Genomic DNA, 12702 nt, shown 5'->3' with positions numbered 1-12702 from the left:
CCTCGCGCCATCAGAGATGTGTATAAGAGACAGGAGGAGTTCACCCGCGTCGGCGCGAAGACGACCGAGAAAATCATCGACTCGTTCCGCGACCGACACTTCGGCCGCGAGATGACGTGGAAGACGCCCACGTCCCACGAGACGACCGAACTCGTCGAAACTGTCGAAGACGCCGTCGCCAACAAGGGACAAGAGGCGACGACCGCATTCGCCGAGGAACTGGTCGATATCGTCACCGGAAAAGACCGCATCGCACACGGTGAACTGCTCACCATCGTCGGCAACGTTGCCGAGTCGGTCGGTGACGACACGGGCAAGACCTTCGGCGACACAGTCCAGGAGAACATCGTCGAGGCGGTCTGGCCCGTCCTCACCGAGGACCGCGAAAGCGACGTGTACGCCATCGTCGACGACGTAACCACGACCCAGAAGGACGACGCCGGCAAGGTGTCGATGGCGCGTTCTATCGCCACGCAGTTCGCGGAGACGACCGGTCCGACCGACCGCGCTACCTACGATGACGTGGAAGACTTCGTCTCGTGGGCGGCCGAGCGAACCAAGGAACGCGAAGACGAGACCTACGGCGAGACGGCCCGCGAGAAGATTGCGGACGCCGTTTGGTCGCGGATGCGCACGGTCGAAGACGACGTGCCGAAGGTCCGCGACATCGCCGACGACCGGAATATCGCCCGCGACTTGCTCGAAGCGATGCGCGAGACGGACATCCTCGCGCCGCCGACGGACTGTCTGTCGCCCATCACGTCCGAACTCGTCGAAGCAGGGCTCAAAAAGGAGTTCGACGCCGACTTCTACGCGGCCGCGACTCGCGACGCAGAAGTCCACGGCGGCGACCCGTTCATCGTCGAGGCCGGTATCGCCTACGGCGGCGACATCAAATCCGACGGCAGCATCGACCTGCTGCGCTTTGCGAACCGCGTCCCGCTCGTCTACCAGCGCGGCGCGTGTACCATCACCCACGTCGTAAAGGACATCGGCTGGCGGAACTACGGCCTCGACCAACCCGGCGGCAGCGGAATGCCGAAAGGACCGGCCGTGCTCATGGTCCACGTCGCATCCACGAACGTCCCCTTCACGAGCGAGTCCAAGGACGCGCTCGCGGACGTGCCGGCGATTCAAGACGAAGTCGAACTCGCCATCCGCGAGGCTGCCCGCGAACTCAAATCGTACCTCTCGAAGCGCCGGTCGCTCCAGAAGCGTCGCCAGAAACAGGACGTTATCGGCCGCATCCTCCCGCAGATGGCGACGAAGCTCTCGGAAGTTACCGGCCGCGAAGAGCCGAAAATCGACGGTGCGCTCGCCCGCATCATGAACAACGTCAGCGTCGAGCGAACCGTCGAAGACGGGACGGTCACGCTCACGGTCACGAACTACTCGAGTACGAACGAGTCGCCGGATATCACAGACATCCTCGACACCGAACCCCTCGGGTTGAACGGCGAGGCGAACGTCGTCGACCTCGACGGCGAGTGGTTCGTCAAGTGGAATCCGACGGTGGCCGCGGGTGAGTCCGAGACGCTCACTTACTCGGTCGAACAGGACGCGTCGTTCGACATCAACGTCGACGGCGTCGAGACGGAGAAACTCACGGTGAACGCATAATGGCATCCGATTCAAAAACCGACGAGGAACTCGCCCGCGAACGACTCATCGACCTCGCGGCGGAGTTCTACGACCAGTTCGACGACGGGGAGATTCCGACGATGACGCTCCCCACGCGGACGAAAAGCAACATCGAATACGACGAAGACTCCAACGTTTGGGTCTACGGCGACCGAACCTCGACCCGCTCGGCCAACAGTGTCCGCGGGGCGCGGAAGCTTCTGAAGGCCGCCTACACCATCGAGTTCCTCGCTCGACAACTGGAAGAAGACCGTTCGTCGACCCTTCGTGAACTCTACTACCTCTCCGAATCGTGGGACGCAGAAGAGGCCCACTTCTCGGACCAAGACGAGTCCAACCAACTCATCGAGGACCTCGAAATCGTCTCGGAAGTCACCCGCGAAGACTTCCACATGCGTCCGGAAGAGTCGGGTGCGACGCTCATGGGGCCGCTCGAACTCCGCGAGCAGACCCGCCGCGGCGAGCGCGAGATTCACTGCCAGAAGGACGTCGGCGAAGGCGGCTACCAGATTCCGAACAACCCGGACACCATCGAATTCCTCGACCACGACATCGACTTCGTGATGTGCGTCGAGACCGGTGGTATGCGCGACCGTCTCATCGAAAACGGGTTCGACGACGACTACAACGCCCTTATCGTCCACCTGAAGGGACAGCCCGCTCGCGCGACGCGGCGCATCACGAAGCGCCTGCGCAACGAACTCGACCTGCCGGTCGTGGTCTTCACAGACGGTGACCCGTGGTCGTACCGTATCTTCGGCTCTGTCGCGTACGGGTCGATTAAGTCCGCACACCTCTCGGAGTACCTCGCCACGCCGGACGCTCGGTTCGTCGGCATCCAACCGCAGGACATCGTCGACTACGACCTGCCGACCGACCCGCTTTCGGACTCGGACATCAACGCCTTGGAGTCGGAACTCGAGGACCCGCGCTTCATGAGCGACTACTGGACCGAACAAATCGAACTGCAACTCGACATCGGCAAGAAGGCAGAACAGCAGGCACTCGCGGCCCGCGGCCTCGACTTCGTGACCGACGAGTACCTGCCCACCCGTCTCGACGAGATGGGCGTCATCTAACCCGCCCTCGTTTCGCTCTCTCGATTTTTAGGGATAGAGTCCGTCGCCGCGGAAGCCGTCGAAAAAGCGCCGGACGATACCGTTGAGTTCGTCCGCTTCGCTCACTGCGAGGTCGTGTCCCGCTCCCTTGAACAGCGCCAGCGTCGCGTCGTCGATGCCGTCTTTCATCTCGCGGAGGCGCGGTTCGGGGAAGAAGTGGTCGGCGTCGCCCGCAGCGACGAGCGTCGGCGCGTCGATATCGTCGAGCACGTCTCGGGAGTCGTGTTCGAGACTGGCAGAGAGTGAGACGACCACGTCGGCGGGAACCGCCGGGCGGAGGTCGGCGAACGTACCCGCAAACTCGACGAGCAGCGGTGCGACCGTCTGTTTGACGCCGGTCGCCGATTCACGCTCTGCGTCTGCGGCGAGTTCGGCCCACTTGCCTTTCCCGGCGAGCGTCCGCCAGTCTCGGATGACCTGTTTGCCGTGGCCGCCGAGTCGCGTCGCCGACGACACGAGCGCGAGCGAATCCACGTAGTCGGCGTAGTCGGCGGCGAGGTACTGGGCGATGAACCCGCCCATCGACACGCCGATAACGTCCGCCGGCCACAGGCCTTGCTCGTCGATTACGGTCGCGTACTCGGCAGCCATATCCCGGGTGGACGACCCGACCGGGATGTGTCGTCGGCGTCCGACGACCCACACATCGCGGTCGGAAACGCCGCGATAGAGTCTTGACAGAACCGCCGCAGTCGCGCGGGAGGGGGCACCTCGCTGGAACGCATCCGAGACTCCCGGGAGGACGAAAAGCGGGTCACCGTCTGGGTCACCAACGCGATAGTACGGCCGCCGACCGTCGAGCATCCCGTAGTCGAGTGTCATACACGGCGGTACGGCGTGGGCCGAGAAAAACCGTTCCGTCTGGTTACATCTCTGGGCGGGTGGGTTACGGAAGGCGTTCTGCGCCGCTGGGTGTTACAGAAAGAGCCCCGCGCCGCTCAGACCTGTTCGGGGTCGTCGAGGACGACTGGAATCCCTCGGCCCGCCACGTCCACGACGAAGGCTTCCTCGTCGGCTTCGAGAATCGGGATGGTGTCGTAGTGGATGGGCAACACGAGGTCGGGGTCGAGTGTCTCTGCGAGGTCGGCCGCCTCGTGGCGGTCCATCACGACGGTCCCGCCGATGTTGGCGAGGAACAACGAGACTTCGAGGTGGCGGAAGCCTTCGAGCACGTCCGAGTCGCCGGGCCAGAAGACGGTTCGGTCGCCGATAGAGATGTGGTAGGCGCATCCGAGTCCGCGCGGGTGGTAGGGGTCGCCGTTGTCGCGGAGGTGCGGCCCATCGGGGTCGTTGAACGCCGGCAGGGTCCACACCTCGACCTCGCCGACCGTGAGGAAGGCCTCGTCATCGACGCGAACCGTCTCGTACGGCAGGTCTTCGACGGGCGTCACGTCGCGGTCGATGTTCGCTGCGTTCACGCCCTCGTAGGCGACGACGGTGGCATCCTCGTCGGCGACCTGCTCGATTGCGTCGGAGTCGTAGTGGTGGTCATGGGTGACGAGAATTAAGTCGCCGTCACGGGCGTAGTAGTCGTCGAGGACGCCGTACCGGCCGGGATCGAAGTAGACGACGAAGCCGTCGGGGGACTCGATTCGGACCGTGGCGTAGCCGAGCCACGAGACGTCGAGGCCGTCGTGTTTGATGGTCATATCTCAGACGAGGTGCTGGCGGCTGAAAAACGCGACTACTGCAACTCGGCTGCGAGTACCGTTTACTTCGGTTCGATAACGCGCCTTCTCGACTACTGCGACTCGACTAACCGCTCCACACGCGCCAGCGAATCGGCCGTCTCGGGCGTCTTGTCCTCGCGAACGGTGACGAATCTCGGGAATCGAAGCGCGTAGCCAGACGAGTACGTCGGCGACTCCTGAATCTCCTCGTAGCCGACTTCGAAGACGACCGAGGGGCGGATATCCACCTCTTTCCCGGATTCGCGTTCGATTTCGGGTTCGAGCAGGTCGGTGAGTTCGACCAACTGCTCGTCTGTGATGCCCGTGGCGACCTTGCCGATGGTTTCGAACTCGTCGTCACCGGATGCGTCCTCGACGCGGGCCGAAAGCAGGAACGTGCCGAGGAACTTCGCCCGGCGGCCTTCACCCCACTCGGCTCCGGTGACGACGAGGTCGAGCGTCTCCACGTCGGGTTTGCGCTTCAGCCAGTTCTTCCCGCGGTCACCCGGCGAGTAGGCCGCGTCGGGGTTCTTGAGCATGATTCCTTCGTGGCCTGCGTCGAGGGCGTCGGCCTCGTAGCCGGCAATCTCGTCGGAGTCGTCCGAGAGAAGCAGGTCGGAAACGGCCTTCGAGTCCTGTCCGAGGACGGTCGCAAGTCGGTCGTGGCGCGTCGTCAGCGGGGCGTTCAGCAGGTCGTCGCCGTCGGCGTGGAGGCAGTCGAACGCCCGGAGTTCGACCCGGACCTCCTCGCGCATCTGGTCGACGTCGTGTTTGCGGCGGAAGCGACGCAGAATCTCCTGAAACGGCAGCGGATCGCCCGCGTCGTCCATCGCGACGACTTCGCCGTCGAGGATGACTGGGCAATCGACCGCGTCTTCGACGAACTCGACCACTTCGGGGAGTGCGCCCGTCACGTCCTCCATGTTCCGCGAGTACAGCGACACCTCGCCGGACTCGTCGCGGTGAACCTGCACGCGCGCCCCGTCGAACTTCGTCTCGATAGCGGCGGTCTCCCACTCGTCGAGCGCGTCTGCGGCGGTTCCCGCCTGCGCGAGCATCGCCTGAATCGGCCGCCCGACTTCGAGGTGGACGTCGTCGAGACCGGCTTTTCCTTCGTCGCGGGCGACTTCGGCGACCATGCCGTAATCGTTCGACACCTGCAGGGCGCGGGCGACAGTTGCGATGTTCTCGTCTCGGCGCTCGCGGGCCGCCGCCTCGGTGTCCGTGTCCGCATCGTCGTCGCGGATGGCGGTCGCGTCGGCGTCGGCGACGAGGAACGCCTCTGCAATCGCGTCGCGGACGCTTCCCTCGCCGACGCCGATGCGCATCTCCGAGAGGACGAGCCGTGCGAGGAAGCGCGCCTCGTCGGGGTCGGTTCGGTTGAACAGTCCGTAGAGCGTCTTCAGCTTCGTGTCCTCGCTTCCGGCCCCAGACGCGGCGGCGAGGGCGCGAAGCTCGGAATCGACCTCGGCGACGGTCAGCCCGTCCTGACCGCCTGCACCGAAGGCTGCGAGGCCGCGTTGGCCGCCGAAGTCGTAACTCGCGGCGACAGCGCCGATTTCGCCCTGCTCGGCCAGTCTGTCTTCGACGTCGTCAGCAGAGACGTTCGGTCCGGCAGCGCGAGCGATGGCCTCGTGACAGAGGCGGGGTCCGATATCCAGCGTAGTCGAGTCCCACGCGGGGAACACTCGCCCTTGGACGAAGCGGGCGACCGTCGCGAGGTCGTCGTCGGCATCACGAAACAGGTCGGCAAGATATGAGACGATAGTGAGGTCCGCGCTCTCGGCTTCGATTTCGGCCGCGCGCTCGGCGAACTCGGCGAACTCCATTGGGCGTGAGTATCGCCGCCCGCACAAAAAGGGTCTCGACAAGCGTCGGTGGTGTGAGACGCTGACGAACGAGGGAATTGCCGGGGACTTAATGGGGATTGGGGTCCGAACGGGGGGTATGAGCGACGACCTCGCGGAGCGTGTGCAAGACGTGCTCGCGGTCGACGCGGACGAGTTCGAAGCGCAAGCGAAGGCTGATGCGGAGGTCGTAAAGCGCGAACTGCGCGAAGGAACCTTCGACAACCACCAGTCGATTATCGGGCTCGAATACGAGTTCTACGCCGTCTCAGACGGCCGGTGGTCCGTAAACGGCGAGGGAGCCAACGCGCTCATGCGCGTCCCACGTCGGTTGCTCGAACTCATGGGCTTCGAGAAGGAACTGGGGCTCCACAACGCCGAGATGACGACGAGTCCCCAGCCGTTGAACCCACACGGACTTCGCGCACAGAGTTCCGAGGTTCGCGCTCGACTCTCCGCCGCACTCGACTGCGCCGGTGCCGAGGGAATGCGCCTCGTCTCGGATGGGATGTGGACGATTCCGCCGGTTGGCGAAACCGCCATGGAGTACCTCACGGACTCCATCTCTGACAAGCGCGTCCGACTCGCGACCAACATGTCTGGCTCGGTTCGCTACCACGCGATGGCCAACGGGCCGACGGCCCCGCCGTCGCGGACGCTCGAAGCGCCGCACGTCACGCTCGAAGCCGACACCGTGATGCCCGAGTCGCTTATCACCTCGATTCAACCGCACTATCAGGTCTCTCACGCAGTGGACCTGCCGCTGTTTTTCAACTACGCACTCCGCGCTGCCGGGCCGCTGCTCGCCCTCGGTGTCAACTCGCCGTTCTTCCCCGCCGACCTCTACGACGACGACGCGACACCGGACGAGATACTCGAAGATGGCTGGGACGAAAACCGTATCGCGGTGTTCGAGACGGTTCTCAACGCTGGTGACCACGAGAAGGTTCGCTTCCCGGACGACCTCGGAACCGTCGAGGACGCCGTCGACCGCGTCGCCGACGACTCGACGATGGTCCCGATGTCGGTCACACGTGGCGACCGCTTCGACGACGAGTTCGCGACGCTCCGCCGAAAACACGGCACTTACTGGCGATGGGTCCGTCCGGTGTTCGACGGTGCGACCCGGTCGTCAGCGAACGCCCGCATCGAGTTCCGGCCGATAGCCGCCCAGCCGACAGTTCGGGACTCGCTGGCGTTCCAAGCCGCATTCGCGGGACTGATGGAGCGACTGCCGCGACAAGAACACCCCGCCATCAACATCGAGTGGGAGACGGCCAAAGAGAACTTCTACACCGCGATGCGCGAGGGGCCGCACGGCGATATCCACTGGCTGGACGCCGATGGCGACGCGGTCGCCGGTGCAGAACTGTACGAAGACGTGCTCGTCCACGCCCGCGACGGGCTTCGGTTGGCTGGCTGCTCCGAAGAACAGGCCAACTACTACCTCGAACCGCTGCGAAAGCGCGTCGAAACGGGCGTGACCCCGGCCGATTGGAAGCGCCACCGCGTCCGCGACCACCTCGACGACGGTGCAGATTTCGAGACGGCACTACAGGAGATGCAACGCGAGTACGTCGAACAGCAGTCTGAGACGCTCCTCGAAGGCGCGTTCTCGGACTGGTTCTAAGACTTTCTTTCCCGTTCGTCTTTGTCCGCTACGCCCGAGAGAGCTGTCGCTGTGTCGGTGCGAAAACGGAGAGAAACGGCCGAAGCCCTATTCGAGGCCTTCGAAGTTCTGGTGGCGCTGGACGTCGACACCCTCGTCGGTGACGACGGCGATGTTGATACCGTTACCCGAGGCGAGGTCACGCTCGACCGCGGCACGGATGGCGTTCGTGGCGACCTGCTTCGCTTCGTCGACCGTCAGGTCGTCGCTGTATTCGCGCTCGAGGACACCGAGAGCGTACTGGCTGCCGGAGCCAGTGACGGTGTACTCCTCTTCGAGAATCGACCCGGCGGGGTCGATGCTGTAGATGTGGCCGCCGTCTTCGTCGACGCCGCCGAGGATGGGCTGGACGACGAAGAACGCGCCCGAACGGAGGAAGTTGCCGACGAGCGTCGAGAGCGCCTGCATGCTCATGTCCTCGCCGCGACGGGCTTCGTAGAGGCGGACCTCTGCTTTGAGGTTGCTGATGAGCGACTGTGCGGCAGAGACAGAGCCAGCGATGGTCAGGGCAGCCGTCGGGTGAATCTCTTCGACCTTCTGGACGTCCTTCGAGGAGACCATGTAGCCCATGCTCGCGCGCATGTCAGTCGCGAGGACGACGCCGTCTTCGGTCTTGATACCGACCGTCGTCGTTCCGGTCTTCGTCTCTTTGTCGCCGAGTTCGGTGGCGCGTCGCTCGGCGTGAGAGAACTCGCCGAGTTCCGGGCCGAACACGTTCGAGTGGTCGCCGTTGAGCGAGTCGAGACGGCCAGAGAACTCGTCGTGAGTCGGGGTACGCATTGTCAGCGATTGCACTTCGGCGCTGATAAATGCAACCCTTCACCTCGCCGTTGCCGGTGTCGTGGTGTCTGACGCGCGTCGTCAGCGCCGCCGCTCACCAGTCGGCAGCGAGACAAAACGTATGGTATTCCCTGTCTTAACGGGTCGCGGCGCGCTCGTAGGCGTCGCCGGTGGTCTCAACGAGACGGTGAACTGGGAGGGTCACGCCCATGCGGCGGGCGGCGAGTGCAACCGGGAGCAGCGCGATGCCGGTGGCAACAGATAGCTGGTAGGCGGCGAGTAGCGTGGTCTTCGTCAAGCGATGGAACATTGCCGTGTCCTCAGTTGTGGGTCGAGACGTCCCCAGTGATAAGCTTTCCCTCCGCGGCCGGATCACCACCCCGGCGCTGTCGGGCGATTCAACTCTACTTGTCTCTGTCCCACCACGTGCGACTATTCGCCGTGCGTATTACATGACGTGCTGACAGCTTTCGCATAAGTTATGACGATTATTGAAGTGGCGTGCGCCGGAGTTCCGCATTCATTTCGAGCGGTGTGACTCTCGGTCAGCCGCGACGGTCACTCACAGTAACTCGTCTCCAACACCAGGAAACCCCGTGTGGAACTCTCTGGCACCCGCGCGCACGAACCACAAAGCACGAAACCCCCTCGTCTCGTACGTCCACTATGAGCAACTATCTCGTCGCGATGGAGGCGGCCTGGCTCGTCCGGGACGTCGAGGACATCGACGACGCCATCGGCGTCGCCGTCAGCGAAGCCGGAAAGCGTCTCAACGAAAAGGACAAAGAGTACGTCGAAGTCGAAGTCGGTGCGACCCCGTGTCCCGCCTGTGGCGAACCGTTCGACTCGGCCTTTATCGCCGCTAACACCGCGCTCGTGGGCCTGCTTCTCGAAATCAAGGTCTTCAACGCAGACGGTGAGAAGCACGCCTCGCGCATCGCAAAGAGCGAAGTCGGCGGCGCGCTCCGCGACGTTCCCCTCGACGTCATCGACGTGATGGAGTTCGAGGACGACGACGCCTAAGCGACCAGAAGCTTTTTTCCATAACCGTGGGTTATTCCCTCGGTATGGAACTCCCTACGCCGAACGACCTCCGGGAACGTCGGAAGTCGTTAGAACTGACTCAGAGCAAACTCGCCGACATGGCGGGCGTTTCACAGCCCCTCATCGCCCGTATCGAGGGTGGCGACGTAGACCCCCGTCTCTCGACGCTCCGCCGTATCGTCGAGGCACTGGACGAGGCGGAAGGCCGCATCGTGCGCGCAGAAGACGTGATGAACACCAACGTTCGGAGCGTCGCGCCCGACGATTCGGTTCGCGAAGCCCGCGACCTGATGCTGGACGCCGGGTTCTCTCAGCTTCCGGTCATCGAGAACGGAATGCCGCTAGGGTTCATTTCGAACAGCGACATCCGTCACGTACAGGAAGGCGACGTGACACAGCGCCCTGTGAGCGAAGTCATGTCCGAGGGCCTCACGACGGTCGAACTAGACACGACGCTCGACGAGGTGAGCAGCGGTCTCGACCACAACTCGGCTATCCTCGTCGTCGAGGGCGGCGAGACGGTCGGTATCATCACTGACGCCGACATCGCCGCGCACATCTGAGCCGCGACGGTCACAACGGGGCGCTCGGTACCGACCGACGTCAGCGACGGCGGACGGCGAGCGGTGTGTCACCGACCGGTTGGGTCGTCATCTCCGGCGTGATATCCAGCGGTTCGTCTCGGCCCCACTCGAGGTGGAAGTCCCGAAGTACGCTCGCGAGGACGATTTTGGCCTCGGTGAGTGCGAACGCGCGCCCGAGACAACTTCGCGGTCCCGCACCGAACGGCACGTAGGCGTACCGCGGGCGGTCTCTTTCTTTCTCCCATCGCTCCGGGCGGAATTCGTCGGGGTCGTCGTACCAGCGGTCGTCACGCTGTACGCGAATAATCGAGAGGTGGATATCCGTCTCCGCGGGAATCGTTCGGTCTCCGACGGAAAACGGACGGGTTGTCTCGCGCGGAAGCGTGTGAACCGGCGGGTAGAGTCGAAGCGTCTCTTTGATGATGCGTTCGAGAACGGGCAGATTTTCGAGTGCCTCTGTGCTCACTGGGCCGTCACCGACGACGCGAGACACCTCTTCGACGGCGCGTTCGTACGGTTCTGGATTCGTCGCCAGCGAGTAGAGCGCAAACATGAGCGCGAGCGCCGTCGTCTCGTGGCCTGCGAAAATCATCCCGACGAGTTGGTTCTCCATCGACTCGACCGTCTTCGGATATTCGGTCCCGAGAGCGTCGGCGAGACGGGCAGTGAGGCTCTCCTTGTCGGCCGTCTCGACGAGTTTTCGGACCTCTTCGCGGAGAGTCTGTTCTGACTTGTCGAACCGACGGCGACTCGGCGTCGGCACCCACGACGGGAGCACCCACGACTGCGGTGCGAAGCGCCCGTTGAGGCCGTCGGCAGCAGTCCGCATTCGTTCGTCGCCGTCGAGTCTGAGTTCGCGGCCGAGGATGGTCGCGAAGATGACGTCCAGCGTGAGGTTCTTCATCTCGCCTTCCGCCGATACTGTCCCCTCGTCGGGCCACTCAGCGAGTCTGCGCTCGACTTGGTCGCGCATGATTGGTGCGTACTCGGTCACCCGTTCCCAGCGAAAGAAGGGGTCCAGTTCGGCTCGTTGTGTGCGCCACTCGTCACCTTCGGCGGCGATGACGGCGTCACCGAACGCCGCGTCGAACTCGTTTCCCTTCGAGATGGCGTCTCGCTCCGTCACGAACGCTCGCTCGAAGTGGTCTGGATGTGCGAGAACGTACAGCTTGTCGATTCCGAGCAGGTCGAGGCCCACGGCGCTGTCCACGCCGTGTTCGGCCAGCATGTCGGCCACGAACTGGAATGGTTCGGCGGCGAATCCGACTGTGTGTCCGACAAGCGGCCACCCGCCGGGTGTCGGTGGTGTACGCATCACACGATGTACACACACAGCGACATGATGAAAGGTTCGCTTCGTTACAGGTCGAGACCGCGAATCGCGACGCCGCCGCCTTCCTCGACGTGGCCGATAATACGGCCGTCTGTGGCTTCGACGAGCGATTCGGCGTTCGTTTTGGGGACCGCCGCGACGAATCCGGTTCCCATGTTGAACGTCGTGTGCATCTCTTCGTCCGAAACGCCGCCTCGCTCCTGGACGAACTCGAAAACTGCGTGGGGTTCGAAGGCGTCGTCGACGACGTAGCGGAACTCACCCATGCGTTCGAGGTTGGTCCAACCGCCGCCGGTAACGTGGGCCGCGGCGCGGGTCTCGGCCGCGCGCAGGTCGTCCAGCAGGTAGGTGTAGAGGCGCGTCGGTTCGAGAAGCGCCTCGCCGACGGTGTCGTACTCGTCGCCGTCCCACTCGTCTGTGTACTCGCCGTCGCTGGTCGCGGCCTTGCGCGCGAGCGTCAGCCCGTTCGAGTGAATCCCTGACGACGGGAAGCCGACGAGCGCGTCGCCCGGTTCGGCCTCGCCCGGGAAGATAGCGTCTTTCTTCGCAAGCCCAGCACAGGTACCGGCGAGGTCGAGACCGTTGATGACCTCCGGCATGACGGCCGTTTCGCCGCCGACGAGTTCGATGTCTGCCTCCTCGGCACCTGCGGCGAGGCCCTGCCCGACCTGCTCGGCGAAGGTCTCGTCGGGTTCGTCCACCGCGAGGTAGTCAACGAACGCGACAGGCCGGACGCCAGCGGCGACGAGGTCGTTCGCGTTCATCGCGATGCAGTCGATACCGACCGTCGAGTAGTCTCCGAGCGCCTCCGCGACGAGCAGTTTCGTCCCGACGCCGTCGGTGGCGAGACCGAGATACCGGTCGCCGATGTCGAGGAGACCGGCGTAGTCGCCCGACCCGCCGCCGACTTGCGCGACGAGTGCGGCCGTCGCGGCTTCACTGGCTTCGATATCGACGCCCGCGTCCGCGTAGGTCATCCCCTCGGAATCGTCCTTCGTCATGTTCGTGTACGAGAT

Annotated in this window: 12 protein-coding genes; 5 read left to right on the top strand and 7 right to left on the bottom strand. The window is 64.0% G+C overall.

Annotated features, from left to right (window positions below; translation table 11 throughout):
• Together C453_RS10080 and C453_RS10075 are read left to right on the top strand one after the other, a co-directional pair.
• Positions 1 to 1620, top strand: a 1620-nt coding sequence (locus C453_RS10080) for a DNA topoisomerase VI subunit B (protein ID WP_008324309.1), incomplete at its 5' end; no start/stop codon positions are given.
• Positions 1620 to 2720 carry a DNA topoisomerase IV subunit A gene (locus C453_RS10075; RefSeq protein ID WP_008324308.1) on the top strand — a complete coding sequence of 367 codons (1101 nt, stop codon included), beginning with the start codon at positions 1620 to 1622 and terminating at the stop codon, positions 2718 to 2720. The genes C453_RS10080 and C453_RS10075, both read left to right, overlap by 1 nt.
• Before the next feature lie 27 nt (positions 2721 to 2747).
• Here the strand turns inward: C453_RS10075 and C453_RS10070 are convergent, their stop codons facing one another.
• The 3 genes from C453_RS10070 to ligA form a co-directional block, all read right to left on the bottom strand.
• Positions 2748 to 3581, bottom strand: coding sequence for an alpha/beta fold hydrolase (locus C453_RS10070; protein ID WP_008324307.1), 834 nt, complete (start codon positions 3579 to 3581; stop codon positions 2748 to 2750).
• A gap of 116 nt (positions 3582 to 3697) precedes the next feature.
• Positions 3698 to 4408, bottom strand: a complete 711-nt coding sequence (locus C453_RS10065) for an MBL fold metallo-hydrolase (protein WP_008324305.1) — start codon at positions 4406 to 4408, stop codon at positions 3698 to 3700.
• A 92-nt stretch (positions 4409 to 4500) separates the two neighbouring features.
• The gene (ligA, locus tag C453_RS10060; protein WP_008324304.1) at positions 4501 to 6258 is read right to left on the bottom strand and encodes an ATP-dependent DNA ligase LigA; all 1758 of its coding nucleotides are present in this window, start codon (positions 6256 to 6258) and stop codon (positions 4501 to 4503) included.
• A 118-nt stretch (positions 6259 to 6376) separates the two neighbouring features.
• Between ligA and C453_RS10055 the strand changes: the two genes are divergently transcribed.
• Positions 6377 to 7906, top strand: a complete 1530-nt coding sequence (locus tag C453_RS10055; RefSeq protein ID WP_049907625.1) for a hypothetical protein — start codon at positions 6377 to 6379, stop codon at positions 7904 to 7906.
• Positions 7907 to 7993: 87 nt separating this feature from the next.
• On the opposite strand, the gene psmB is transcribed toward C453_RS10055, so the two are convergent.
• Both psmB and C453_RS20425 read right to left on the bottom strand, forming a co-directional pair.
• On the bottom strand, positions 7994 to 8725 hold the full coding sequence (gene psmB / locus C453_RS10050; protein WP_008324302.1) for an archaeal proteasome endopeptidase complex subunit beta: 732 nt from the start codon (positions 8723 to 8725) through the stop codon (positions 7994 to 7996).
• Positions 8726 to 8861: 136 nt separating this feature from the next.
• The gene (locus C453_RS20425; RefSeq protein WP_008324301.1) at positions 8862 to 9035 is read right to left on the bottom strand and encodes a hypothetical protein; all 174 of its coding nucleotides are present in this window, start codon (positions 9033 to 9035) and stop codon (positions 8862 to 8864) included.
• 356 nt (positions 9036 to 9391) lie between these two features.
• Between C453_RS20425 and C453_RS10045 the strand changes: the two genes are divergently transcribed.
• Together C453_RS10045 and C453_RS10040 are read left to right on the top strand one after the other, a co-directional pair.
• On the top strand, positions 9392 to 9748 hold the full coding sequence (locus tag C453_RS10045) for a DUF555 domain-containing protein (protein ID WP_008324300.1): 357 nt from the start codon (positions 9392 to 9394) through the stop codon (positions 9746 to 9748).
• 44 nt (positions 9749 to 9792) lie between these two features.
• The gene (locus tag C453_RS10040; protein ID WP_008324299.1) at positions 9793 to 10332 is read left to right on the top strand and encodes a CBS domain-containing protein; all 540 of its coding nucleotides are present in this window, start codon (positions 9793 to 9795) and stop codon (positions 10330 to 10332) included.
• Positions 10333 to 10372: 40 nt separating this feature from the next.
• On the opposite strand, the gene C453_RS10035 is transcribed toward C453_RS10040, so the two are convergent.
• Positions 10373 to 11668: a cytochrome P450 gene (locus C453_RS10035; protein WP_008324297.1), complete on the bottom strand. Its 1296-nt coding sequence runs from the start codon at positions 11666 to 11668 to the stop codon at positions 10373 to 10375.
• 44 nt (positions 11669 to 11712) lie between these two features.
• Complete coding sequence (gene purM / locus C453_RS10030) at positions 11713 to 12687, bottom strand: phosphoribosylformylglycinamidine cyclo-ligase (protein WP_049907626.1); 975 nt, start codon at positions 12685 to 12687, stop codon at positions 11713 to 11715.
• Positions 12688 to 12702 lie beyond the last annotated feature (15 nt).

Origin of the sequence: Haloferax elongans ATCC BAA-1513 (assembly GCF_000336755.1) — an archaeon.
In the GTDB taxonomy this organism is placed as follows: domain Archaea; phylum Halobacteriota; class Halobacteria; order Halobacteriales; family Haloferacaceae; genus Haloferax; species Haloferax elongans.
Note: the sequence above shows the minus strand (reverse complement) of the source record. Positions and strands in the feature narration are given on the sequence as shown.

Excerpts from the sequence above, each read along its gene's own strand:
- C453_RS10075 (WP_008324308.1), top strand. The coding sequence starts at position 1,620 with ATGGCATCCGATTCAAAAACCGACGAGGAACTCGCCCGCGAACGACTC.
- C453_RS10070 (WP_008324307.1), bottom strand. The coding sequence starts at position 3,581 with ATGACACTCGACTACGGGATGCTCGACGGTCGGCGGCCGTACTATCGC.
- C453_RS10065 (WP_008324305.1), bottom strand. The coding sequence starts at position 4,408 with ATGACCATCAAACACGACGGCCTCGACGTCTCGTGGCTCGGCTACGCC.
- ligA (WP_008324304.1), bottom strand. The coding sequence starts at position 6,258 with ATGGAGTTCGCCGAGTTCGCCGAGCGCGCGGCCGAAATCGAAGCCGAG.
- C453_RS10055 (WP_049907625.1), top strand. The coding sequence starts at position 6,377 with ATGAGCGACGACCTCGCGGAGCGTGTGCAAGACGTGCTCGCGGTCGAC.
- psmB (WP_008324302.1), bottom strand. The coding sequence starts at position 8,725 with ATGCGTACCCCGACTCACGACGAGTTCTCTGGCCGTCTCGACTCGCTC.
- C453_RS20425 (WP_008324301.1), bottom strand. The coding sequence starts at position 9,035 with ATGTTCCATCGCTTGACGAAGACCACGCTACTCGCCGCCTACCAGCTA.
- C453_RS10045 (WP_008324300.1), top strand. The coding sequence starts at position 9,392 with ATGAGCAACTATCTCGTCGCGATGGAGGCGGCCTGGCTCGTCCGGGAC.
- C453_RS10040 (WP_008324299.1), top strand. The coding sequence starts at position 9,793 with ATGGAACTCCCTACGCCGAACGACCTCCGGGAACGTCGGAAGTCGTTA.
- C453_RS10035 (WP_008324297.1), bottom strand. The coding sequence starts at position 11,668 with ATGCGTACACCACCGACACCCGGCGGGTGGCCGCTTGTCGGACACACA.
- purM (WP_049907626.1), bottom strand. The coding sequence starts at position 12,687 with ATGACGAAGGACGATTCCGAGGGGATGACCTACGCGGACGCGGGCGTC.